General features: G+C 39.8%; 17 protein-coding genes. 2 read left to right on the top strand and 15 right to left on the bottom strand.

Annotated elements, in window-relative coordinates; genetic code table 11:
* Positions 1-14 precede the first annotated feature (14 nt).
* From QZL88_RS15880 to QZL88_RS15835, 10 genes are all read right to left on the bottom strand, one after another.
* A complete protein-coding gene (locus tag QZL88_RS15880) occupies positions 15-1,001 on the bottom strand; it encodes a TlpA disulfide reductase family protein (protein WP_296942714.1) in 987 nt (328 codons plus the stop codon).
* Positions 1,002-1,003: 2 nt separating this feature from the next.
* Positions 1,004-2,485, bottom strand: coding sequence for a RagB/SusD family nutrient uptake outer membrane protein (locus QZL88_RS15875; RefSeq protein WP_296942712.1), 1,482 nt, complete (start codon positions 2,483-2,485; stop codon positions 1,004-1,006).
* A 128-nt stretch (positions 2,486-2,613) separates the two neighbouring features.
* The gene (locus tag QZL88_RS15870; RefSeq protein ID WP_296942708.1) at positions 2,614-5,799 is read right to left on the bottom strand and encodes a TonB-dependent receptor; all 3,186 of its coding nucleotides are present in this window, start codon (positions 5,797-5,799) and stop codon (positions 2,614-2,616) included.
* An 85-nt stretch (positions 5,800-5,884) separates the two neighbouring features.
* Positions 5,885-6,820, bottom strand: a complete 936-nt coding sequence (locus QZL88_RS15865; protein ID WP_296942706.1) for a hypothetical protein — start codon at positions 6,818-6,820, stop codon at positions 5,885-5,887.
* Positions 6,821-7,412: 592 nt separating this feature from the next.
* Positions 7,413-7,616: a hypothetical protein gene (locus QZL88_RS15860; RefSeq protein ID WP_296942704.1), complete on the bottom strand. Its 204-nt coding sequence runs from the start codon at positions 7,614-7,616 to the stop codon at positions 7,413-7,415.
* A gap of 385 nt (positions 7,617-8,001) precedes the next feature.
* Complete coding sequence (locus QZL88_RS15855) at positions 8,002-9,387, bottom strand: DUF5125 domain-containing protein (RefSeq protein WP_296942702.1); 1,386 nt, start codon at positions 9,385-9,387, stop codon at positions 8,002-8,004.
* Positions 9,388-9,419: 32 nt separating this feature from the next.
* A complete protein-coding gene (locus tag QZL88_RS15850) occupies positions 9,420-11,507 on the bottom strand; it encodes a beta-galactosidase (RefSeq protein ID WP_296945099.1) in 2,088 nt (695 codons plus the stop codon).
* A 28-nt stretch (positions 11,508-11,535) separates the two neighbouring features.
* Positions 11,536-12,528: a glycosyl hydrolase family 32 gene (locus QZL88_RS15845; RefSeq protein WP_296942700.1), complete on the bottom strand. Its 993-nt coding sequence runs from the start codon at positions 12,526-12,528 to the stop codon at positions 11,536-11,538.
* Between the two features lie 45 nt (positions 12,529-12,573).
* Positions 12,574-14,217 (bottom strand): RagB/SusD family nutrient uptake outer membrane protein, encoded by a 1,644-nt coding sequence (locus QZL88_RS15840; RefSeq protein ID WP_296942697.1) that lies wholly within the window; start codon positions 14,215-14,217, stop codon positions 12,574-12,576.
* 24 nt (positions 14,218-14,241) lie between these two features.
* Positions 14,242-17,610 (bottom strand): SusC/RagA family TonB-linked outer membrane protein, encoded by a 3,369-nt coding sequence (locus QZL88_RS15835; RefSeq protein WP_296942695.1) that lies wholly within the window; start codon positions 17,608-17,610, stop codon positions 14,242-14,244.
* A 470-nt stretch (positions 17,611-18,080) separates the two neighbouring features.
* On the opposite strand from QZL88_RS15835, the gene QZL88_RS15830 reads away from it, so the two are divergent.
* Positions 18,081-18,659 carry an RNA polymerase sigma-70 factor gene (locus tag QZL88_RS15830; protein ID WP_296942693.1) on the top strand — a complete coding sequence of 193 codons (579 nt, stop codon included), beginning with the start codon at positions 18,081-18,083 and terminating at the stop codon, positions 18,657-18,659.
* Positions 18,660-18,731: 72 nt separating this feature from the next.
* A complete protein-coding gene (locus tag QZL88_RS15825) occupies positions 18,732-19,754 on the top strand; it encodes a FecR domain-containing protein (protein ID WP_296945097.1) in 1,023 nt (340 codons plus the stop codon).
* An 89-nt stretch (positions 19,755-19,843) separates the two neighbouring features.
* On the opposite strand, the gene QZL88_RS15820 is transcribed toward QZL88_RS15825, so the two are convergent.
* The 5 genes from QZL88_RS15820 to QZL88_RS15800 are packed head-to-tail and all read right to left on the bottom strand — an operon-like array spanning position 19,844 to position 25,047.
* Complete coding sequence (locus tag QZL88_RS15820) at positions 19,844-21,325, bottom strand: PKD domain-containing protein (protein WP_296942691.1); 1,482 nt, start codon at positions 21,323-21,325, stop codon at positions 19,844-19,846.
* Between the two features lie 2 nt (positions 21,326-21,327).
* Positions 21,328-22,116: a hypothetical protein gene (locus QZL88_RS15815; RefSeq protein ID WP_296942689.1), complete on the bottom strand. Its 789-nt coding sequence runs from the start codon at positions 22,114-22,116 to the stop codon at positions 21,328-21,330.
* A 13-nt stretch (positions 22,117-22,129) separates the two neighbouring features.
* Positions 22,130-23,665, bottom strand: a complete 1,536-nt coding sequence (locus tag QZL88_RS15810) for a PKD domain-containing protein (protein ID WP_296942687.1) — start codon at positions 23,663-23,665, stop codon at positions 22,130-22,132.
* A 27-nt stretch (positions 23,666-23,692) separates the two neighbouring features.
* Complete coding sequence (locus QZL88_RS15805) at positions 23,693-24,409, bottom strand: hypothetical protein (RefSeq protein WP_296942685.1); 717 nt, start codon at positions 24,407-24,409, stop codon at positions 23,693-23,695.
* Entirely contained in the window at positions 24,406-25,047 is a 642-nt protein-coding gene (locus QZL88_RS15800) for a hypothetical protein (RefSeq protein WP_296942683.1), read from the bottom strand. Before QZL88_RS15800 ends, QZL88_RS15805 begins: the two co-directional genes overlap by 4 nt.
* Between the last annotated feature and the right edge of the window lie 34 nt (positions 25,048-25,081).

The following is a 25,081-nucleotide window of genomic DNA, read 5'->3' as shown; positions in this document are numbered from 1 at the left end:
CTCCTTTATTCTGATTAATTCAGTAAATCTTTTAATGTCTGTCCCAATTCTTCACCTCTTATATTTTTAGCTACTATCACCCCATCCTTATCTACAAGCAGATTAGATGGGATTGCCCTTACACCGTACAACTTAGCGGGCTCACTATCCCAATACAGAAGGTCTGAAACATGTGTCCATGTCAGGTTATCTTTTTTTATAGCTGCTACCCAAGCTTCTTTACTTTTATCCAGTGAAACGGCAAAAACATCAAAGCCTTTACCCTTATATTCATTATACACTTTTACAATATTCGGGTTTTCTCTCCGGCAAGGGCCGCACCAAGATGCCCAAAAATCGATAAGAAGATATCCTTTTCCCAAATGATCGGATAGTTTTACCGAATTCCCATCAGGATCTTTAGCTGTAAAGTCCGGAGCCTGTTTTCCGACAGAAACTGTCTCCAATGTTTTCGTCAGCTCTTCGAGCACTTGCACATACGGAGTTTTCCACAATGAAGAATCGAGCAACTGGATATTCGCCTTGATCTCATCAGGAGATAATCTGTACGAAAAATCCCGATACAGAGCATAAGCTGAAACCAGCGATTTAGGATTCGCTTTAATAAATTCATCTATCTTTACCCCTCTCTCTTTTTTATAAGCGACAAACAAGTCCTGAAGTGCGGAACCCGTGACTACACTATTACGATAATAGGATGATGAATCCAATTTTACAACCACAGGATCTTTGTCGAGGAACAGGAGTAATGAGCCTTTGGCCGTATCTAATGTCAATCCATATATTTCCGGTAATTGTACATTTTTAGAAAAGCTGAATTGTCCATTTATAACTTCAGCAGAATCTATTACACGATACATTTTATTTTCAAACTTCTGCAAATATACTTTTCCCTCCGAAATCCCTTCTACACTACCGTTCAAGGATAGTCCCTCTGGCTCTCGGGTTCCACAAGAGAATACAACCAGAGATATTAATATTGATAGAATATACTTTTTCATTTTCAATTATTTAAGTTGGGATTATTGTTTATTTCATTTACGGGAACAGGAAACAGATAATACAGACTATTCGGAACCAATGCCGTCTTATCAGGGAATGTCCACACGTAGTGTCCCTTTATGGTTATTGTTTGTCCTGAAGGCAACGTATATGTTTCCGTTGATTCTTTTCTATCGGGAGCTATCTGTAGGCGTAGAATATCAGGTAGACGAAATCCTTCGCCCCAAAGTTCGCGGCGACGTTCGACCAGAATCTCGTCTATCAATTGACTCTCTGTATAATCCGAAGCGGAAACCTCTTCCAGATTTCTTTTCACGCGTAATTCGTTCAATGCTTTTGCAGCTCCGGTAAGATCATGGTTACGGGCTTTCCCTTCGGCTTCTACAAGTACCATTTCCGATGAACGCATTAAAGGAATATGACCGGACTGATCTGATTTATTGATAAATTTCTTGTATTTATACCAGCGATACATCGGATCTGTTTCTTTTGTAACCAGTTCAAACAACGAGAATCGTATATCTTGGGGGCTAAACAGTTTCCTGAAATTAGGATCAGGCATAATACTCCGGTAGCCGGTAGTAGGCGTCACATCGAGATATGCAAAATATGAGGCTCCTCCCAAATTCTGATCGGCTGTTTGGGGATGTCCCCATATCCATTCCACATTACTTACATCATTGAAACCCTGGGTATATTGGCCCGCTTCCATTACCGGATAGCCGTTTCGGGCTTCAGCCGCATATTTGGCAGCCAGCTCCCATTGCCCTGTCGTGAGATAGGTTCTTGCAAAAAGACCTTTTACTACATTAATATCAGGGCGGTTTTTTACCGAACGCTTGAATCCGGTGAGTAATTTCTCTGCTTCTGTGAGATCGGAAATTACACGTTCGTAAACCTGCTCTACCGTAGATTTAGGATTAGGAACGGAACTTGGCACAGTCGGTTCTGTATATATAGGGACTGCTTTAGCGTTCTTATCCTTCAAGTATGTGAACTGATACTGACGAACGAGGTTGAGGTAAACAAAAGCACGCAGTGCGTAAGCTTGTCCCTTCAAATACTTCTTCTCTTCATCCGTACCTTGTGCTGCATCTACTTTTGCAATAATATTGTTTGCATTATCAATTATTTTATATTGCAATGTCCAGAAGAAAAGGGCACGGCGTGTCGTATTATCATACGGATCGCGATAAGGATAAGAATCCCTGTATCCGTAAACTCCGTCACGCGCTATAGCATCTTCACCCATTACTTCCTGTGTGAGCAGAATTGCGCCATACCCCGGATTATCCTGCGATGTGGCATTCTCCATCAGATAACGCAAAGTACCATTGACAACTGCATTAATATTAGAGGTTGTAGAATAGGCTTCACTCCCGGTGAGGTCTCCCGACGGCGAAGTTTCAAAAAAACTGTCGCTGCAGGAAACAAATAGTACCGATGAAACAGATAATATATATATAATCAATTTTGATTTCATAATTGTCCTTTATTTTACTGATTAAGGTCTCAGACCTATTTGTCACTGTGGTAAGTATAACAAATAATGTAAGTTACCGTTCTAAAATCTATCTTTAAATATCTTCTGTTACTTATTATTGTTATGCATTAAAACGTTATATCTATCCCGAACGAAAATGATTTTTGAGCAGGATAACGGTAAAATGTAACACCATCTACGGCCTGTTCCGGGTCCATTCCTTTATGTCCGAAAAATGTCAGAAGGTTCTCTGCATTAGCTCTCAGTTTCACCTGTTTCAGTTTTGCATGTGACAACACAGATGCAGGAAGATTGTAAGTAAGATTCAGATTCTTCAGACGTGCATATGTAGCATCATATAAGAAGCGTGAGGAAATCGAGTTCCAGTTTGTAGTCGTAGTCGTAAGACGGGGGTAATTGGTATTTCGGTTCTCAGGCGTCCATCTGGTCAAAGCTTCTTGTGTCCATGTCCGGCCCTGATTGTTCCCTGTATGGGCAATCATCACTTCGTCGAGATCGAGTACTTTACCTCCAATGCTGTATGAAAGAAGGAAAGACAGTTCGAATTGTTTGTATGTCAATGTATTCGTTATACCGCCATATATATCCGGCAATGAACTTCCCTGAAAATATTGATCGGCATCCGCATACACATTCGTTGTAGTACGTCCCGATATCACCTCATTCCCATTCGCATCCTTTGTATATTCATTCTTATACCACAGTGCATCGCCATTTTCGGGATTAACACCTGCCCATTCGCGGATAAAGAAATCATAGACAGAGCCACCGACAACCATCTTTTTGGTAGATCCCAACTGTCCGACAGTTCCTGCAATAATTTCTTTTTGAGGAAGTTCTGTTATTTTATTCTTATAATGTGCGAGATTAAGGCTCACGTCCCATCTGAGATCTTTGTTTCGTACAGGAACAACTTGTATTTGCCCCTCAATCCCCCTATTGCGTAATGCTCCGATATTTGCATCTATTTGTCCAAATCCCTGCGATGGAGCAAGCGGCCGGCTAAATAAAAGATCCTTCGACTTGCGTTCATATACATCTACTGATGCCACCAGCCTGTTATCAAACGCAGCAAAATCAACACCAAAATTGAGATTTAGGTTTGTTTCCCATTTCAAGTTCGGAGTTGGAAGTCTCGAGCTGATCAACCCCGCTTGTCCTAAACTATTGTAAATAGAATATAAATCCTGATAGGCGTAATAGGTTCCGAGATTATCATTCCCTTGAGCTCCATAACTGGTACGGAGAGTCAGATTGTCTATCCATTTTACAGGAGCCAGGAAATCTTCTGATTTTGCGTTCCACGAAGCACCTACCGACCAGAAGTTACCCCAGCGCGAATCTTCGCTAAATCTGGACGAACCATCGCGGCGAAAGCTGGCTGATAAATAGTAACGATGCAGATAATCATAATCTATTTTACCTAAATAACTGGCTAATTTATAATTATCCGCTGCACCCGTAAAGCTGTTCAATAATGAAGCGGCTGCAGGTTCTTCCTTATCGAGAAAACCGAAGTTACTACGGCTTCCCGACAAAGAGGATACGTTATAAACATATACTTCGGGGCCGGCAAGTATATTTATAAAATGTTTGTCTTTGACATTGAATGTATAATCCAGAAAACTATTCACCGTATAGCCGATAGCCCTGCTGGAACCTTTGCTTACAGAACCTCCGTTACTGATGCCGGAGCCATAAGCGGGATTGGTATATGAATGATTGGTACGTGCATTGTAATCAGCATTAACACTATTTTTCCACTTTAAACCTTCCAGAAATGTAATAGTTGCATTTGCCCTGACTGAAACTATATCCTGTTTGTTGTCATATTTATTATATTTGGAGCTGCCTAAAAGATTGTTTCCTGTAGCGGCCGAACTTGGACGATAGTTTCCATAATCGTATATTTTATCGCCCTTCGCATCAAGGACATACGACCCATCTGCATTGCGTTCATAGATCGGATATATATCCGCTACTAAGCGTTGAAAATTGGCAAAGTTACCCTGACTGCTATCTGTTTGGGGAGGAGCACTCTGTTTACTGGTAGAAGCAGAAATTCCGAAGCCGGTCTCCAACCATTTGTTTACTGTAGATGTTACATTTGCGCGGGTATTGAACCGCTCGAAATCGGAGCCTATTATAAAACCTTTTTCATTCAGATAGCCTCCCGAAACGAAGTATTTAGAATTATCGCTCCCACCGTTCACACTCAAATCATACTGCTGACGTATACCTGTACGGGACAAAGCGTCAGCCCAACTATCGTTCCATAATGGTTCAGCCCCGGCCACTATTTTCCCATCCGTACCTACCGGCTGCGAATATTGTGAGCCGAAGGGGTTTATCTTCAATGAACCTACCAGTTCGGCTGATGCGTATATAGCTGCATTTTCTGCCGACTTGCCTTGATCCAACTGGTTATTGCGAATAGCCTCCCATTGCAGTTCATAGTATTCTTTAGTTGTAAGCGTTTTGTAATCCTTAATCGCCCTTGAGGTAAATCCGATAGAGGATGAGAATGCAACCGTCGGCTTCTGGTTAGATGCACCTTGTTTAGTACTTATGATAATGACACCATTTGCCCCACGGGAACCATATAACGCACTCGCCGTAGCATCCTTCAGTACCGATATAGACTGTATATCATTTGCATTAATAGCACTTATACTACCTGCAAACGGCGCCCCGTCCACTACATACAATGGGGTACTGGATGCATTAACGGATCCTACTCCCCGCAAAAAGATAGCTGCATCGCTTCCGGGCTGTCCGGCCGACGATACGGATTGAAGTCCGGGAATAGACCCTTGCAAAGCCTTACTGATATTCGTTATCTGTAATTTCCCTATATCTTTGTTACCAATAACAGCAACAGCCCCAGTATAACTGGATTTTTTAGCTGTTCCGTAACCGACAACTACAACTTCATCCAGCACATTTCTATTTTCCGAGAGTGAGATTGTAATTTCTTCACCGGATTCATAGACATCTATTTCCTGCGTTTTAAAGCCCAGAAATGAAACAAGAAGGGTGATTGGGAACGGCTTATTCTCCGATAACTGAAATTTACCATCATAATCTGCCTGAACAGCATTATTCGTCGACTTCACTTTTATCAGAGCCCCTGATACGGGAATTCCGCTGCGCTCATCCAATACTTTTCCTCTAATTACTGTTTGTCCCTTTACCGAGAAAGAAAAGAAAAGCAGGAAAAACAAAGATAGAAAGAGATATTTTTTCTCCTGTAAGAGTAATCTTTTACCCTTATTAAATTGTATATTTGTCATGTTCTAATACCTATTTTAGAATATTAAGTGCTTCTTTATCCGGCTGCAATTGGAAGGAGAAGCACTTTCTCTTACATTTAAACTATTATTTCAGATTCATCGTATATAGCACTTTTTCCAGTTCTTTTTTCTGGTATGTAAGTACTTTCTCATCGGGATTTAGAATACCATAACTATGGTTGAATGTTTTACCTTCTGTCAAAACCCATACAAGAAACTCTTTCACCGCCTTATTTCCGGGAGAATATGCAAACCCGATATTATCTACAGGAATCAAATCGATAGGCTCCGACTCCAATAACTGAATCACGTTATCTATATTGACAGATTCTGTAAAATAGTCGCGGTATTCTTTCTTTACATCCAACGGAAGAATGGTGATTTTGTCTTTTAACCCACGGGTATTAATATCGAATATATTACCCAACGCATTGAATGTGATACCTGTTTTATCTTTCTGTATGGCATTTATAAGAAAGGCATCATCTCCGGATATTTTTTTACCTTTCAGGCTTGAAGAAGTATAACCGAAATATGAAGCGAAGCTATGTGCTACAGATTCATTGTTATTTCCCGAATATACAGTTACATCATAATCAGGTTTTGAAGAATTTGTATCTTCGCTAAGTATATCCTTTTCAAAGAACAGATCTTTAATCCTTTTATCATTTAACTTCTTCTTAGAAAATTCAGCGAGTAAAGGATTATCCTTTCCAATGACAGGTAAGATCGCATACCGACCGAAGAACAGTACTTGTTCTCCAATCTGTAATCCGTTTTTACTATTGTCAGACACCACTACTTTCAGGGAAATATTTTCTGCCTTTACACTATTATCTGCCAACCTGATCTGTGCCTGAGGATTCACTTTGGTATATTCGCTAATCCATTTTTCAATCAGGGGAGATGCAAAGCGGGAGCTTTTGATATATATGGTTTCGTCTACATCATTTTGAGCAAATATTGGGGAGGAGATCAGGAGAACGACCAATATTGATTTGAAAAGCTTTATTGTTTTCATATTTATTATATATTATTGTTTTATATGCTTTTATACCAGAATATATAAAATCCTGTACCTTAATCTAGGTTATATTATTGGGTTGCCCGGGGCAATAGGAAGATTTTAATTTTTGAAAATAAAGAAAAACTAAAAGATATAGCGGGAGCTATAATGAAGGGTTAGCAACAACACATAGACATTCGCATGCCAGAGATAGTAAAAGGTGTAGAAGGTGCAGAATAAGTAGAAATAATAGTCAGAAGGTTATATATCGCAGAAGAATCAAACTTCCAACCTTTCTGTCGCTTAGTAAATCTTTTCATTTTGTTATTTTTTAGAAATTTAAAATCTTTTTGTTATTTGATTTTCATGAAACAAAATTATGATTCACTCGCATTATATAAAATACCATGATGATGGTATTTTCATACCATGCATTAGGTATATATCACAAAACAGCAAATGAAAAGACCATATTTTTTATGTTATAAGAAGTATATATTGGGAAGAGTGGCAAAAAAAGATCATTTCAGCTGCTATAAAATATTTAAAGATGCAAATTATTTTAAGTCCGTATCTGATAATCAATAGCCATTAATTGTTATAAAATTCAGAGATATTCATATTCCGGTTCAATAATACCATATGAAATGATTTCATCATAGCCGTTTGGTATCGAATTTACAATCACTCCATCTTTACGGCGTAAGGTGAAGTTCTCTATATCGGAGTCAACAACTTGAAATATTATACTAAATCCGCTTTCATACCGGGCTGAATACCAGTGATCTTTTATAAAATGTTTTGAGGTCATTATGCTATAAACTTACAATACACAAAAATAAGACTATTGTAATTGTTTATCAAATTGTAATCGATAGAGTTATGAACATTTGGAACAAAACAACATAACTAGCTTATAATAAATAATATAAACCACGAAATAAAGGTGCAATTTCACATAAGGTATTAATCAAAAGAATCAATTGCAATACCTGGATCTTAATCCGTCAGAAAGCGAACAAGTAAGTATACAAATCTTCATACAAAGATAAAGTATACTTACTTGCTTATAAATAATACGAATCCGTAGTTAGAAAAATCGACAGAACTTACTCATTTTAAAATTTCTTTATCCATTATTTTCCTTACGTCCTCTTCTGTTTTCGCAGATTTCCCATTGATGCTATTGATTCAAATCAATTGACTTTGGTTAACCTTACAATTTTCGTATTCATATTAATCTCAATTTTATATACTCCTGAAGTAAACTGCTCTCCAGAGCCAAAGTCTCCGGCAAGGTCGCCCCACTCGTTCTTGGCATTTACAAGCCAATTGGCCGGTTCCATCGTATAACTATGCGCTGTTTCCTCTGCGCCCCAATTCCGTTGGCGGAAGAATTTGAATAAGAAACCTTTTTCGAAATAAGCTGTTGTTTCAAATATATTATCAGCCGTTTTCTTACAGAAAATATATTCGTGAGGCAACCACCAGTTCCATTGCAAAGTAGCTTTGAAAGGCTCTTGCGGGAATCCCAATCCTAATCCACATATCCACAGACCATCAGGATAGACAAGGTTTGTATTTTCTATATAAATAAACTTGTCAGAGGTATTATAGTATAATTTATACAGACCAGCCGGACCTGCAAATTTGGCTTTGTTTCCCGAAGCATTGGTAAAGAAGTCTGGTCTTAACAGATTCTCTATACCATTTTCTATATTCTTAAATTCAACGACCTGCCCTTCTGATATAGAAACCGTAGCTTCCATATAGCCAGGCAATGACGATGAAACGAATACCACATCGACTGGATTTGCCAAAAGTGGGTTTGCCGCAAAAGTGAACATATTGAAGGATATGCTTTCCAGCATATCTCCTTCGGGTACGGATATCGAGATAGATGCATCGCTTTCTTTTTCTATTACAGTGACTTTGTTATCTTTAGTACCCCATACCAAACCACTGTAATCAATCTGATTGTCAACAGTTAGCTTTTCCGCTATTTTGTAACTCATACCGATAGCAGAGAGGTCTCCCATTGTTTGGAAGCCATAATCTACATCATCCAAAGTATTCAGTTCGAATACCTGACCGGCATTATCCACTATATAGAGTTTGTCCGGGGTTGCAGGGCGATTAATAAGTATATTACTCGCTTCTTCCAACTTCACTTCCGATGTCCCGGCTGCTAAATCATTTACTACTTTCAGTATTACTTCAGGATAAGTATTGCCTTCAAAGTTAGCTACAAAAGGAATCTTTGTCTCAATATTGATATCTCCCGTTTTGCCTTCCAGCTTTTCATTTTTGCTAAAAACTGTTTGCCCGGCAATGGTTATAGTCAACTCATAAGAAGTCAGATTATTAAATTCATCACTCGCCTTTGCCACAAACTTTACTAAATCTCCGGCCATTATCGTATTTTCCCCTTTAAGACCAGTTAATCTTGCATTCTCAATTTTGGGTTGCGATGGCGTTGGCCATTCAGGCCACGAACCGGGTTTGTCAATATCATCTGTACACGAAACAAAGATGAGTACAGATAAAAGAAGTGTTATGATATATTTATTCGATGTTTTCATGTTTTCTAAATTTTAATGATTCAAACAAACAATTATTGTTTCCAGACAATAACTCCGGCAGGAGGCAGTTCTGATGAACCAATCAATACTTTTGCGTCACTTTTCACTGGTATAGTCTGCCTTTCGGACGAATAGTTCAATCCGATATAGAAGCCATCACGCCATTCTATGCTTACGCCTTCCGGCAAATTCATTATATCAATCCCAGCCTCAGAATACACCTTTCTGAGTACGGCTTCTTCCAGCTTTCCGTCATCTGAGTCTACCCCGATATAGGTAACTGAGCCTTTTCCTGTTTTCCGGTGCAGGACTGCCGCTTTCCCATTATAGAACTGATCGTCGTAAATCCCCCACAGTTCGGTATCCTGTTTGGGGGTAACGATATCTCCCCAGTTGTTCCACTTATATGATTGACCGTCTACTTTTACGGTTGCCCACTTGTTTGGCGGCAAATGATCGAAGTATAGAAACTCTGCACCAATAAGGTCATAAACAGGCCTTGCAAACTTATCTTCCCATAGCTGAGCCTCTCTGTTTTTCTGCCCTGTCCTGCATGTGAGTATCAGATGCCCGCCTTGTTCTGCATAGGTTTTCCATCTGTCAATCAATGAATAATCAAGCAATTCGTATGCAGGAGCTATGAGTACAGGAAAATCAAAAAAGTCGGAACTTTCATCAATGATATCTACTGATGCACCAAAAGATTTCAGCGGCTTATAATAACGCAGTATATGCTGCTGTGTATTCCATTGAATGGTCTGAGGCTGAAACTGCATTTCCCAGTCATTATCTATCCCATAAAGGATAGCCGTGCGTTTTTTCGCAACATCTCCCGGCATTCTTGCATTTTTATCATAATTTGCTTTCAGAATATCCATTTCCTTTATAGTCTGCTTATATTGCTCTCCACCGACACTTGGCGTAACTCCATCGGTCTGAATCATCCCGTAATGATATTGCTCACTGCCTTTCAATGGCTGGCGGAAACGATAATTACACACAAATTTACTTCCTCCTGCCAGGACATGATACAGCCACAGACGAATAGCTCCCGGGTATGTTTGCGGATCGTAATTCCCCCAGTTTACTTGTCCGGGCTGTAACTCCATCACACCATATACCTTGCCAGGATAGTTGCGATAAGTATCGTTATTGAATCCAAGAATATGACTCGACCCCATTCTGAAACCTTGTTCACCATGTCCGTCATCCATACCTGTAACCAGATAGCGTGTATAAGTGTGAAAATCGAGTTTATCCATACGGTATGGATCCACAGGGTGATGATTTGGCATCGTATTAGTCGTAATCCACTGCCCCTTTGAGATGTATTTACGCAAGATATCGTTCTGCCCATTCACGAAGGATGCTACTTCATCGGCGCAGAACCGCTGAAAATCAAGTATCGCATGGGGATTGGCTTTCACTGGGAGTTCCCGTTGATTGGGAATCAGGATTTGTCCGAAATCGTTGTAACTCTGACTCCAGAATGCATTGCCCCAAGTAGAGTTCAGGCTATCTATCGATTTATATTTATTCTCCAGCCAACGTCTGAACTTCTCTTGTGCATTTTTACTATAATCGTAAATTCCATAATGAGACGGCTCGTTGTCTATCTGCCAACCGATAACTGTTTCATTATTTCCATACCGTTTTGCCAGTTGGGTAATTATTTTCTCTATGTATTGCCAGTAAATATCGCTTGACCACGATGCATGCTGGCGTGTCCCGTGCTGAATAGTTGTCCCCATATCGTTCACAATCAATATATCGGGATGCTTGGCTGTAAGCCATGCCGGAGGTGTGGGGGTAGGTGTACACATAACTACTTTTAAACCATACTCTTGGGCCAGCGCCACAGATTTGTCCAACCAGCTGAAGTCATATTTACCTTCTTCCGGTTCGAGGCTGCTCCAAGCAAATTCAGCATAATGGGTAAAATCGAACCCTATATCCGCCATGTTCTTTATATCGCGTTCCCATTGCTCTTCCGGCCATTGCTCAGGATAATAATATGTTCCGAAAAGCATCAGATCCTTCTTTTCAAAAAAGCGTTCAGCCGTTTGGGAGAAACCATTCAGTGATACGAATAATATAAGCAGAAAAAGAATACTTTTAATTTTATATGATTGCATAATCCTTCCTTTTTTAATTTTTATACGCTCTTACTATCGCCTGATAAGTAGCTCCATCTACCCATATCATAGAACCATGGCGCGCATCGGGAGATTTTATCTCTTTATGAGTCCATGGTCCTTCTATGGAAGATGCCTCGTAAAGATCATATTCGAGCGGATAATGTTCTACAAAAAGATACCAGCCGTTATTTTCAGGTTTAGGTACTAATGTCTGAGCTTCGCGCCAGTTAGTAGTGATTGCCGCACCCGGATTTTCATACGGTCCTGTGAGGTTATCCGCTTTTGTCATACGGATTGCTTTCGATCCTTCAGATATATCTTCGGGCCAACGCTCGTCTTTGATGAATGAATAATATTTCCCGTCTATCTTACGAATAATAGCATCCATTGTGGGCATATCTTCGTGTTCACCCGTGAAATTAAACAGGCGTTTAGGCTCGGTATATGTTTTGAAATCGGATGTCAGTATATAAAATGTGCGGATACTTCTCCAATATGGTTTATCATGTTCTTCATTTCCATTGGTTGTCAGCCCTTCTTTAGCTGCATGCCATGTTATGATATACTGGTCGGAATCTTTATCGTAATACATTTTAGGTGCACCGTACCATACCTGTTCTGTACTATGTCCCAATGCACTCAGATCGAAAGCCGATTTCGGTATTTGTTTTTCTACTCCCCATCCGATAAGATTGCGGGTTTCCCACAACAGGGGCTGTCCTGTACCGGCTTCTATTCCAATCATATAATATCTGCCGTCGCGACCAAGACAAAAATCGGGATGTCCACGGTATTCATTTATTTTGCTCCCTGAATTGAGTGTTGTCCAGTTTATGCCATCTTCACTTACGGAATAATAAAAACCTCCGTAATCAGCATCTTTCATATGGGCAAATAAATACCCTCCTTTGCCTGGATTTTCTATATTATCATCATTTGAAGAACAACCATTACAGTTGACAAATAAGACTAATAGTATAATATAATTGAGAAAATGTTTCATAATATTCTATATTTTAATTCTATAAAGAATCCCGTTATTAAAAAATTACATTCCTACCGAATTGAGATCGGTCTTCCAGCCTTCACGTTCGAAAGTCTGAACCAGATTTTTACCATATGTTTTTGCCTGATCAATTGCATAATTAGGTAATGGCATATATTGATGGCTGGGAGATACGCCCTTCGATTTGAAAGTCATACGGGCATATTTATTGAAACGTATCAAATCTATCTTACGCAATCCTTCGTATAAGAACTCGTGGCCGCGTTCGATAAGAATAGCATCCAAAAAAGCTTCTGCACTTGAAATCGATGCAGCTGGCAAATCTCCCAATCCGGCACGATGGCGAACTTCATTCACTGCCGCTACTGCATCTGTAGATGGTACCCCATTCGAATTCCGAACTTCCGCTTCGGCAAACATAAGTAATACATCTGCCCACCTCGCTAACGGAATATCTGTCCCCTGAAACGGAGTAGCCGTTTCTACCGGAAATTTATTGATAATATATCCATCCCAGTTGCTACCCAGATTGGAAGCGCTGACACGATAGCCTTTTGTAGACCAATAGTCTGCAAGGATCACCTTCTTCCGGTCATCAGCAGAATCATATGTATCATAGAATTTAGGTGCAACATTGAAGTTCTGTCCCCAGCCTCCGCCTTGGAGGTTGAATGGGGTTGACTGTCCATTCTCGTCTAGCCTGGCAGCATCACTCGGTACGGCAAGCATCATCAAAGGGTTGAAGTTTCCGCTTTTTGGCGAACCGTCGGCAGTTTCGCTACAACTAACAGCCATTATAATCTCTGAGTTGAATTTATTGGCATTTTTAAACAAATCGATGTAAGGAATATCCCCCTGTGTATATAATTTATATCCCCCACCTTTCAGTTGCTGGTAAAGGTCCAGTGCTTTCTGGTAATATCCTTGCATGTAACTGCCTTCGTTCAAATAATGCCTCATCAGACACACACGGGCATAATCTCTTGTATAGCGGCCTTTTTCAGCTGTACTTTCAGCCATATTGGCTACTGCAAATTCCATATCGGAAGTAATCCACTCTGTCATTTGCTGCAAAGTAGGACGCTCCATCCCCTCGAGCTTGCTATCATCGAATACATCGTCAGGATTTAATATTGCAGGCAGAGGCCCATAAATATGAAGCATGTAGTACATCATCAGTCCTCGGCATAGTCGAGCTTCTCCGAGCAGGTTATTTTTTTTGGTTTCTGTCATTACATCTTCGGCAGCCTTTTCCAATGTTCCTATTATCTGGGTAAATCGGGTTATCTCAGCCAGTTTTTGAAAATGATTCGGGTTATTATCCCCTACTCCGCCTCGCCAATAATACACACAATCGGTAAAATTAGCCATCGATAATTGCAGCCACTGTCCACCCCAGCCCGTTTTCCAGGGGGCCATAGCATCACTGGTAGCTTCAAACATTCTTAATACCCCACCTTCGGGAATATAGAAGCCATGCTGATTCCCTCCCGACCCGATATTATATACCCATGTGGTGGTGAAAGGTGTGTAACAAGTCATTGCATATGACTCGTACTCAGCCTCGGTGGAAGGGTAATTTTCGGGAATGAGCGCACCATAAATATGTGGGTCGAAGTCGTTCTCACAACTGCTAAAAAGGAGTGTTACCCCAATCAATATCTGAAATATTTTGTTCTTTTTCATATCTGTTTAATTGATGTGAGTGATTTAAAAAGTGATTTTTGCCCCAAAAGAATAGGTTACAGTCTGGGGATATTCAGCTTTTGCTTTAGAAGAACCTCCTCCTGTGTTGATTTCCGGGTCGAAACCATCATAATTGGTGAACAGGAAGGGATTTTGCACATCGGCAAACAGCCTGATATTAGTTACATATTTACCCAGATCGCCCAGTTTGCGTCCATTCAGATTGTAGCCGAATGTTATATTCCTCACCCGCAGAAATGATGCATTCTGTATATCAGTGTTTGTCTGGGCATTTCCCGGCAATGATACGGTTTTCATCGAAGCTATACCGGCACGTGCTCCATTAGGATTTGTCTGGGAGTTCCATATGGTATATGCATATTCATTCGAATTTGGCGGATTCAGTTTCGATAACTCTCCGGGTAAAGCCCAGGCATAAGCATAATTGTATTTTTTTAGTCCAAACTGTCCGTACATGAATATATCGAGATCGAAATCCTTATAAGTAAATGTATTCCCGAATCCCACATAAATATCAGGTACTGCATTTTCCATATGAATGTCTTCGGTAGTTATACGCCCATCGCCATTACGGTCTTCAATGATTGGATATCCGGGCTTTTGGGCATCCAGCGGCAATGTTTTTTGAGACTCAGGCATATTACTTCTATCCATATTGATAATGCCTGTTACATTATAGTAGTAATAAGCATTCATCGGCTCGTTCTTTCTTTTCTGATATACCTGATAATCGTAGTTAGGCATACGTTCTACCCACAGAATATTATATTTGGATAGAGTAATCAATGATGTCCATTTAAATTGAGGCGTCTGCATATTATTTGTATTGACAGAAGCATCCCAGCCTACCCTTTTATAATGGCCTCCATTTATCGGCCTCACACCCAGCATACCAAGCGGTGCAGTAGGAGCTTCACCCAAGAGGCGTGTAACATCGTTGCGAAAGATATCGAAACTTCCCCATACCCGATCTCTGAAAAGAGAAAAGTCTAGTCCTATATTCTTCATCTTTGTTTTTTCCCAACTTACATCCGGATAGTCTGCACCGATCATTAAGTAAGGTATATAAGTGATAGAGTTGCCTCCAAACTTGATATGATTCTCAGAAGGGCTGAAAAGGCCATATAATGCCGTACCGAGATTATCACTACCGGTTTGCCCATAGCTACCCCTTATTTTTAAGAGATTGACAAACGAAAGCCCTTTCATAAACGATTCGTTCGAGAGCTTCCAAGCCAAAGAAACAGATGGGAAATAAGAGTACTTCTTATCCGGAAAGAACTTATCGGTTCCGTCGCGTCGCAATGTCCCGGCAAGAACATATCTGTCTAATAAATCGACACTGGCTCGGGCAAATTGAGAACGCTTCTCATTTTTTCCTCTGAATGAACTTGGATAAAACGGGCCGTCGGCAGCACCTATATTATCATTGTTAATCTGGTCGTTCGCATTTTCATAAGAAATATCCATACCACTAAAGTTTTCGAGATATTTTCCCATACCCACAACCGCATCGACCCGCATGAGTTCTCCAAATTGTTTTTGGAAAGATAAAGTTGCTTCCAATGTCTCGTTTTGTCTTTTACTATATCCCAGATGTCCCCGTGATTTATACATTTGTCCAAAATAGAGATCGGAAGGGATATAAGTAGAACGATCGGCATTTTCTTTGTTTATACCGTATAGTAATTTGACAGCCAGCATATTCTTAATGACATCCACATCAATGGCAAAGTTTGTATAGAACCCATTTGTTTTAGTACGGTCGTTTATATCGAGCATTGCCTGAGGATTAGGAATATTCTGATAAATAGAATATTTTCCGTTTTCATCCTTCAATGGCATATTAGACGGGTACGACAATGCTGCCTGTAAAGCCCCCGAACCATGATCTCCCTGATTACCACTATCTGCTCCTACCGAGGAGTTGGTATAATTATTCTGATTGACATTCACAATGGCTGTCAGTTTTAAGAATGGCAGAAGCTGAGACGAAATATTTGTCCTCAGCGCATATCTTTCCATACCTGCATTTGCCACCGATCCATCATATTTATAATAATTACCGCCCAGATAGTACCTTAGGGCATCCGTACCCCCATTTATAGTAATATTCTGATTCCATATACTTCCTGTTTTCAACACATAATCTTTCCAATCGGTGGTCTGGGCCGCTTGTATTTGTTGAGGAGTAAATACCGGAGTCCAATTATTATCGAAAGTATTCTCTCCGTACGGATACATATTTTTATTGTACAGATAATTCTCCTTATTGAATACATTAGCCAGATTCATATATTCCTGTGCATCGAGAACATTCAGATAAGAACGATTTTTCACAACGGAGAAATTACCTTCATATACAATCCTAGGTTTTCCCTCTTTTCCTTTTTTGGTAGTGATCAATACAACCCCATTAGACGCCCCTATACCATAAATTGATGCCGATGCATCTTTCAGTATTTCCACAGATTCTATATCACTCGGATTGAGACCTGCTAATCCGGCACGGTTAACCGAACTGGGTAGGCCTGTCTTTCCTGCACCTACTTCAAGGGAGCCTGCCGGCATCATTACCCCGTCTACTATATAGATAGGATCACCGGCTCCGCGAATAGAAAGATTAACATTCCCCCCCGGCTGAGGACTGGCTATAGTAGCCTGCAATCCCGCAGCGCGCCCAAGCAATAGCTGCGACATATTGCTATTCGCAGCTTTCGATATATCATCCGTTTTTACAGAAGAGATAGATGTAGTCAGATTCTTGCGCAGAACTGTACCATATCCCACAACGACTACCTCTTCGAGCAGTTTTGTATCCTCATTCAATACAATATTGATCTCTTTTTTATTGTTCACTTTTATCTCCTGAGGAACAAACCCTACATATGTAATAAGCAAAGTACTATTTGCCGGTGCATTTATAGAGAACCTGCCGTCAGGGTCACTCATAGTACCGTTGGTAGTACCTTTGAGAACAATACTAACACCGGGAAGCGGCATGCCGTCCTGGTCATGAATTATCCCGGTAACAGGAATTACATCCTGTTGAGGGAAATCATTTACCGTATCGGAATGAGACAGTACTATCTGACGATCTTTGATCGTATAGCTGGTATTCGAGTTACGAAACAGTTGTGACAATACTTCAGTTATATTCTTCCTGTTGAGAGAGACACTGACTTTCCGGTTAACATCAACAAGGTTCTTATTGTAAAGAAAGCGAAATTCGGTTTGTCTCTCAATTTGATTTAACACCTCTTCTACAGAAACATTCTCCATATTGAGCGTCAGGTTCGTCGTCTGTGAGTAAGAATTGGAACTGAAAGCCTGTACCGCAAAGCAAAAGAGTAGCAAAAAACAGATCTTCATGGTAATAAATATTTTTGACGAAAATATTCGCCGTTTAACTTTTCCAAATGAAATAGGTTTCATACTTTTACATGGTTTAGTTATTTTACTGAGTGATTGATAACACTTTAATTGATTTGACTAAGCTAGAAACAAAGGGGAAGTGGACCAGACTTTCCCTTTTTAGTCTTTATTAGAGTACTGATTTATTCATGTTGTTTATGGCATAGTATCATATTTAAATGGTTAATAACTTTGGAGTGTTTATATTAATGACGTTTCTCGAAAAAAAAAACACATCCAATTTACATTTTATTTTTACTTATAACCGATTCTTTTTCTTAAATCCTTTCCTAATAAGTGTTTCAGAAATCGTTTTTAACTTTTCAAGTTTCTATTATCTCAGAAATATTTGCTATTCTTATCATTCAATCATATATATTTGCATTACAGGTAAGCTAAATAATTTCTTCACAGATCGATTTTTCGTGATGTCTAAAAACGATAAAAGCATAAACGAGCAAGAGCTATTAGCCGGATTAAGGAAAGGAAAAGAGAACGCTTTTTCTTCCATTTTCGCTATTTATTATAAAGACCTCGTTTTGTTTGCCGGTAACTTTATTAAAGATAAAGCGGCCTGTGAAGATACAGTGCAAAATATCTTCCTCAAACTATGGGATAACAGAAGTAACCTCGAAATAGGAACATCATTAAAATCTTACTTACTAAAATCGGTACGGAATAGCTGTCTGGATGAAATCCGCCATCAGAATGTAGTCGGGGAACATGTTGCTTATTCCTATAGGTCGAACGTATTGGATAATTATGACACGGAAAATTATATTCTGTATTCCGATTTGTATGATAACCTTCAATTGGCACTATCCAAACTTCCCGAAAAAGACAGGGAAGCCTTCGAGTTGAGCAGGTTCGAGAAACTGAAATACTATGAGATAGCAAAAAAACTGGATGTTTCGGAAAGGACCGTAGAGGTACGTGTAAGCAAGGCTGTGAAACAGTTGAAGGTATTATTAAAAGATTATTTTATTATATTTCTTACATTTTTCTGAAATTAATAATGTGACTTTTTTTGAGATAAACGTCTTATATATATAATATGGTAAACAAGCCATAAACATTTTATTATGACATACGACAGCGAATATATAGATACCATCATTACCAAATATCTGGAGGGGGAAGCTACGCAGGAAGAAGTGGAGCAACTTTCGGCATGGATAAAACTAAGTGATGAGAATTCCCGACACTTCATGCAAATGAGGAATATATGGGAGGTGTCTAATCCTGCGTTCGATCCTGATGAACTGGATATGGAAGGTGCACGTAGTCTGGTTATGCAACAAATAAAACAGGAAAAAGCACAGCATTCGCTATTCTATTACTGGCAACGCATTGCCGCCATCCTGATCATACCTTTGCTGGCAATCTCCATATATCTGTATCTTAAGCCTCAGCAGGAGATAAAAATAGCCGAACAAGAAGTTATAGCACCATATGGCACTCGTTCCATTGTCGATCTGCCTGATGGATCGAAAGTTTGGCTCAATGCAGGAAGTTCTATCAAGTTTCCCGCGATATTCAGTGATAATGAGAGGAAAGTCTCATTGTCGGGAGAAGCATATTTTGAAGTAGAATCGGATAAAAAGAATCCTTTCATTGTAAAAACGTCTTCGCTTGAAGTTAAAGCGACAGGTACTGCTTTCAATGTTGAAGCATATGAGAAAGACAGTATGGCAGCTGTTACTCTGGTAGAAGGTATTGTCAATATACTTACAGTTGATAACAGATCAGTAAAACTGGCACCTGAACAGAAGTTGGATTATAATAAACAAAAAGCAGTATATAACATATACGATACGAATACATATAAATGGTGTGCATGGAAAGACGGTGTAATGGTATTCAGGGACGACCCTCTCGAATATGTATTTAAACGTCTGGGACAAGTATACAATGTCGATTTCATAATCAAAGACCATAAAACGGCGGGGTATCTTTATAGGGCAACATTCGAGGGTGAGTCACTTGATGAAATTCTCCGTCTGCTGGAGATGAGTGCTCCTATCAAATATAAAGAAGTGAGCGACAGAAGAAATAAGGACGATTACTACGAGAAACAAAAGATTGAAGTATTTCAGAAATAAGCAATTTGTATATACAGATTATAATAGAACAACCTCTCCTAAGCTGTTATCTTACTTTCGGAGAGGTTGTATTTCTTATCTCTCACATTTTAATCGATCCCCATATGACTCATATTATGATTAACAGGCAAACTGCATGAGTTAACCCGTATTTTCATCGTATTCGACTGTAAAAGATTATCTGTAGCATCGTATGCCGAGATTGCAATAGTATAATCTCCTCTACGGATATAAGTATGATAGACTTCCTGTAAACCGCTCCCCATCACCTGTACAGGAGTGCTACCATCGCCAAAATCCCATAAGGTGTACCCTACCTGCTTAGTTGCTAAATAATCAGATACGGATGTCGAAAATTTCTGGGGAAAACCCATGCAGAAATCCGTATTGCCTTCCAAGTCCATAAAAGTAGCCGCGAAAGTGGCCAAACCCAATTGCACCGAATTTTTCAGATAATCGTTAAATGTTCTAATATCGACAGATAATCCATTTTCGGGATCCATTATTACTACCAGTTTTCGACTCCCCCATTCAATTCCATAGATACGTCCATCTGAATGCATCTGAATGTTAGTCAAAGATATGCCGGGAACTAAAGCGGGACGTTTTGCCGGATCACGCAAATCGGCCCAAGTGATATGATAGAGCTTTGAATTAGATGTATTATTAGTTGAAAAGAAAAGATTTTCTCCTGACATAGAGAATTCCATACCGTATATACCGCCGATGCGCGGGGTATAATAATCATGTCTAACTTGCATATTTGATATTTCTCCGGTCTTAGGATCAAAATCGCCAAAACATAAAGTAACACTTTCTTCAATACCTACACATGCAACAAAACGTGTACCATCGGATGAAAACTTCAGATATCCCGTAGACATATCATCACCAGGATGCTCAAAATCATATTCGTAGACAACCGGAGCCGAAAATCCTGAGGGAGTCAGCTCCCATACATAAAACCTCATTTTATCTTCAGTATAATCCAACGACATAGTCCTGTGTATCAGCCAATAATTATCCGAATTTGTTTTTTTTACGGCTGCTATATTTTCATCAGACCATTCCTGTAATAGCAGAGGCTTGTTTTTCTCTCCAGCCACGACGTCACCTAAACCGTTTCTCAAACTCATATCTACAACCGAATAGGTAATTCCGATGGGTTCGACATCTACCGGAAATTTCTTCGATATGGCATAATATTTCCCTGGACTACCGGGATAAGGGATCACAATACCAGACAGAGTAGAAGTCTCAGATCCAAGGAGCCCCGTACCGTTGGGCATCGGATTTCCGGTACGATCCCATATGGTTTTTCCATCGAAATACATCATTAACTCACCTTGTGGGGAGGAAAGAGTAAAACATCCCGCCATATTTGTCAATTCTCCTGTACCCACTGTGGGCATACCTTTAGTTTCACGCCCTTGGCTGTCTTTTACTGTCAGGGGAATATTGAAATCCAGACTATTCTGAGGAGGTAAGTGCCACCAATAAGTTTCTTTCTGCGCCAACACATGTAAAGCTAAGGCCATTAACAGACCTGCTATCAATATAACTCTTTTCATAATCAATTCTCTTTAATTACAAAAACAATATTGATAAACGAGGATGACGAAATTTCGACAGGGTCTGCCAATAGTCTGAAGGTGAGCTTGCCACGATCTGCCGCTGTTACACTACCATCGTTGATACTTATACTAGAGGCATCTATTATCAATGGATCGTAATAGGTAATTACATAGTCGAGGTCGCCACGGCCATAGAGAGTACCGTCAGGTGTAGAGGGTATAATAGTTAAAGAGCTGTTGCTACTAACGAAAGATGAATTACCCAGACTCGAAAATTGTCCGGCGTATTCCTGATATAGATCAGTTTCTATTTCGTCTCCGATAGTTTTACCCGCCAGAGGGATATTAAATGAAGGGATATGAAAGTATCGTTGGGCACTACCTCCTCCCATTGTAGTCCATTTATCTCCGTCCCATACATAGACTCCCGGTTCCAATCCATCGGAAGTAGTGGCAAGGTTATAGACCATTAATCCGGTATGTCTGATTTTGGTTAAATCTTGATTACTACTGTCCCATTCTTCATCCATGAGTTTGATAAAGGGTTGCAGGGTGGCTTCATTCTCCAGTTCTACTCTGGGAAGCCCCAGCCCGCCACGGTCTGCTGTTACATTAGTAGCATCGGTTATCCCCGACGGCGTTTGTTCTGTATCCTTCAGTTCCAGCAGAGCTGCTTTAGCCGGAGGAAGTCCCGAGCCTATGGTTACCTGTGCCTGCATTGTGAAAAAGAAGCCCGCTAAAATAGCCAGGAAGCCAGAATGCAGCACTCTTAATGTTTGTAGTTTCATATCATAAAGTTTTTTAGTTATTACTCAGATGTACATTGGGGTTGACCGGCAGTATGCAAGGATGCACTTTTAGATCGAGCGTTTTCGACTGTAAGAGATTATCAGCAGCACTAAATGCTGATACCGTGACAGTATATTTTCCCGGGTGGGTATAAACATGCGACTGTTTTTGGGTTCCACTACCTGTTACTCTTATAGGCGCACTTCCATCACCAAAATCCCATTGAGTATAAGCTACCTCCATAGCGCCTATATAAGAAGAAATAGCCATTGTAAATTCACCGGAGGTATTTGTACAAAAGAGAAGATCCCCTTCCATAGCCATAAATGTAGCAGCAAAAGTAGGTAAGCCATAATTGGCTACATGATCTTTCAGTAGATAGTTTTTAAACACCCTGATTTCTGCTGCGGCTCCTTCTTCAGGATCCATAATGACATAGACATTCCTTGTATTTGCTTCTATCCCATATATCCGACCGTCGGAATGCATCTGGATACAGACAACATAATGGTTACTGGCAAATGGAGTTGGTACGAGCTCATCGGAAACAGTACCAAGACTGCGGAGTTTATCCCATGTGAAATGTCCGAGGTATCTTTTAGTTGCAATAGCTGCACTTGGAAGATAAGAAATGAATAACTCCTCTCCAGATAAAGAAAACTCGATACCATAAGGAAGGCACTTATACATATAAGTCGCTTTCATATCAGACACCAACCCCGTTTCAGGGTCAAACTCTCCGGAGAAAACATACGTTATGGACGAATTATCAGTTCCGAGACTTATAAAACGTCGGCCATCCGATGAAAATTTTAAATAACCTAAACTAGAACGTTGCCCCCAATCACCCGTATCCAGATCGTATGTGACAGGTGCTGAGAATCCGGCAGGTGTTAGTTCCCATACGGTCATTGTCATAATAGCATTAGTATAAGCGGGTGCTGCAAGATGCCTGTGTATTATCCAATAATTATCTGATCCTTTTTTTTTGATAGCTGCAATATTATTGTTAAACTCATCATTTTCTGTAGTCCATAATATCTGATCTTTAAGGGCAGGTATCACATCTCCAGTACCTCCGTTCAGACTCATATCTACAACTGAATAAGAAATTAACCCCTCTTCTATATTCCAGGATTCGGTTACACCTTTATGCCCGATAGAAAGTACATAGTACTTTCCGGGACTTCCCGGATAAGGTACGATAATACCGGATTGAGTTCCTTCAGTATAAGTTTCGAAATCAATTCCGGTAATACCGTTTGGCATTGGAGTATGTGTTCTATCCCATATTGTTCTGCCATTGCCATACATCATCAATTCGCCTTTTGAGTTAGATAAGGTAAAACATCCTTCCGTATTAGTCAGCTCAGAGGTGCCGACTGTAGGCATACCTGTAGTTTCCTTTCCCTTACTGTCATTCACCGTAACAGGAAGATTAAAGTTGAAGCTGTTCTGATTACCGAACGTCCACCAATAAGTTTCTTTCTGTGCCGACATGCATTGCCAACAGGCAAGCAAGAACATTATAATAAATATCTTTTTCATATGTTTGTATGTCTGCGTTTATGTATCTTATTTTATAACAAATACAAGGTTTAGGAACGATGATGCTGCAGGTCTGTCAGTTTTTACCTTGTAGGTCATCACACCCTCCTCATCAATGTCTGTTATCTCGATAATTTCGGTGTCATAATATACCACTACATAATCGAGTTCCTTCCGTTGATAAAGTATTCCGGATTCGGGTGAAGGGACACCCGCAAGACTGCTATTAGTCGTAACCCAGTTTGAGGTATTCTTTGTCTCGAGGTACTGTTGTTCGTATTCACCATACAAATCGAAGGTATTTGGCTCCTGTGTTATATCAAGTGGTAGATTGAATGCAGGAGGGTAGAAATAACGAATACTCTCTCCCGAACCGGCAGGATTCCACAAACTACCGTTCCAAATATAGACTCCAGGCTTCAAGCCATCGGCAGTAGTGGATAGGTTGTACACCATAAGTCCTGTATGCTTAGTCTTAGTCATCGACTGATTAGTACTATTCCACGCTTCATCCATGGGATTGATAAAAGGCTGCAGGGTATTATTGTATTGGAGCATTACACGTGGCAACAACAGACCTCCCTTGTCGGAAGTTACATTGTCCGCATTAGCCGGATTACTTTTAACTTCAAGCAGCATCGCTTTCTCAGGCAGAGTAATATCCCCTATAGAAACCTGTGCCAATATGGATAAAGGGAATAAAGATATCAGAAGTGTGGCTGTCAGAATAAAAGTCTTAATCATAACGATTCAATATTTTGTGAGTATCTTTTGTTTGTTTGCATTTTTTCTTTCCGGTAAGCTAATGAGTATATAACATCGTATTGGGTAAAAACAAAGCTGCATAAATCTTTCATTCTATATAAGGCACTTAATAAATCTATTTTCACAAACAGATAGAAAGCTATAAAAGACAAGTATGAAGACAAATACTTAGTATAAATGATAGAAGAAGAACATACGTAAAAGAAATACATCCTTCTTGCAGCCTTGTTCTTTCCAATAGTTATAGTGCAGATTAAGTCCTTCTCTTCAGATAAAAACAAAGCAGAGTATGCTGCCCGAGAATTAATACCGAAAAATCCGATTAATTTGTTTTTTCTAAAAAAAATACGTAGAATCCACGCATATGCGATTATACATGCGGGATAATATTGTACGCAAGGATATACTGTTTTTACCTCAATAAGCGTGGGGAATGCCAGAGGTAATAAATTGGTATAAAATAAATTAGGATTAGGATATTTTACTCTCTCTCTCTCTCTCTCTCTCTCTCTCTCTCTCTCTCTCTCTCTCTCTCTCTCTAGTAAAATAATGCTAACCCCCAAATATTCAGGAGAAAAAGTATAATTATATTTTGCATTATTCTGAGTAAAAAGCATGACTGTTTTGTAAGTTTGTTTATTTGAGTAGGAT

Origin of the sequence: uncultured Dysgonomonas sp. (assembly GCF_900079725.1) — a bacterium.
Taxonomy (GTDB): Bacteria; Bacteroidota; Bacteroidia; order Bacteroidales; family Dysgonomonadaceae; genus Dysgonomonas.
This window is presented reverse-complemented; position numbering and strand designations above follow the sequence as displayed.

Excerpts from the sequence above, each read along its gene's own strand:
- QZL88_RS15815 (WP_296942689.1), bottom strand. The coding sequence starts at position 22,116 with ATGAAACTACAAACATTAAGAGTGCTGCATTCTGGCTTCCTGGCTATT.
- QZL88_RS15865 (WP_296942706.1), bottom strand. The coding sequence starts at position 6,820 with ATGAAAACAATAAAGCTTTTCAAATCAATATTGGTCGTTCTCCTGATC.
- QZL88_RS15880 (WP_296942714.1), bottom strand. The coding sequence starts at position 1,001 with ATGAAAAAGTATATTCTATCAATATTAATATCTCTGGTTGTATTCTCT.
- QZL88_RS15870 (WP_296942708.1), bottom strand. The coding sequence starts at position 5,799 with ATGACAAATATACAATTTAATAAGGGTAAAAGATTACTCTTACAGGAG.
- QZL88_RS15840 (WP_296942697.1), bottom strand. The coding sequence starts at position 14,217 with ATGAAAAAGAACAAAATATTTCAGATATTGATTGGGGTAACACTCCTT.
- QZL88_RS15860 (WP_296942704.1), bottom strand. The coding sequence starts at position 7,616 with ATGACCTCAAAACATTTTATAAAAGATCACTGGTATTCAGCCCGGTAT.
- QZL88_RS15830 (WP_296942693.1), top strand. The coding sequence starts at position 18,081 with ATGTCTAAAAACGATAAAAGCATAAACGAGCAAGAGCTATTAGCCGGA.
- QZL88_RS15875 (WP_296942712.1), bottom strand. The coding sequence starts at position 2,485 with ATGAAATCAAAATTGATTATATATATATTATCTGTTTCATCGGTACTA.
- QZL88_RS15845 (WP_296942700.1), bottom strand. The coding sequence starts at position 12,528 with ATGAAACATTTTCTCAATTATATTATACTATTAGTCTTATTTGTCAAC.
- QZL88_RS15835 (WP_296942695.1), bottom strand. The coding sequence starts at position 17,610 with ATGAAGATCTGTTTTTTGCTACTCTTTTGCTTTGCGGTACAGGCTTTC.
- QZL88_RS15800 (WP_296942683.1), bottom strand. The coding sequence starts at position 25,047 with ATGCTTTTTACTCAGAATAATGCAAAATATAATTATACTTTTTCTCCT.
- QZL88_RS15855 (WP_296942702.1), bottom strand. The coding sequence starts at position 9,387 with ATGAAAACATCGAATAAATATATCATAACACTTCTTTTATCTGTACTC.
- QZL88_RS15810 (WP_296942687.1), bottom strand. The coding sequence starts at position 23,665 with ATGAAAAAGATATTTATTATAATGTTCTTGCTTGCCTGTTGGCAATGC.
- QZL88_RS15820 (WP_296942691.1), bottom strand. The coding sequence starts at position 21,325 with ATGAAAAGAGTTATATTGATAGCAGGTCTGTTAATGGCCTTAGCTTTA.
- QZL88_RS15805 (WP_296942685.1), bottom strand. The coding sequence starts at position 24,409 with ATGATTAAGACTTTTATTCTGACAGCCACACTTCTGATATCTTTATTC.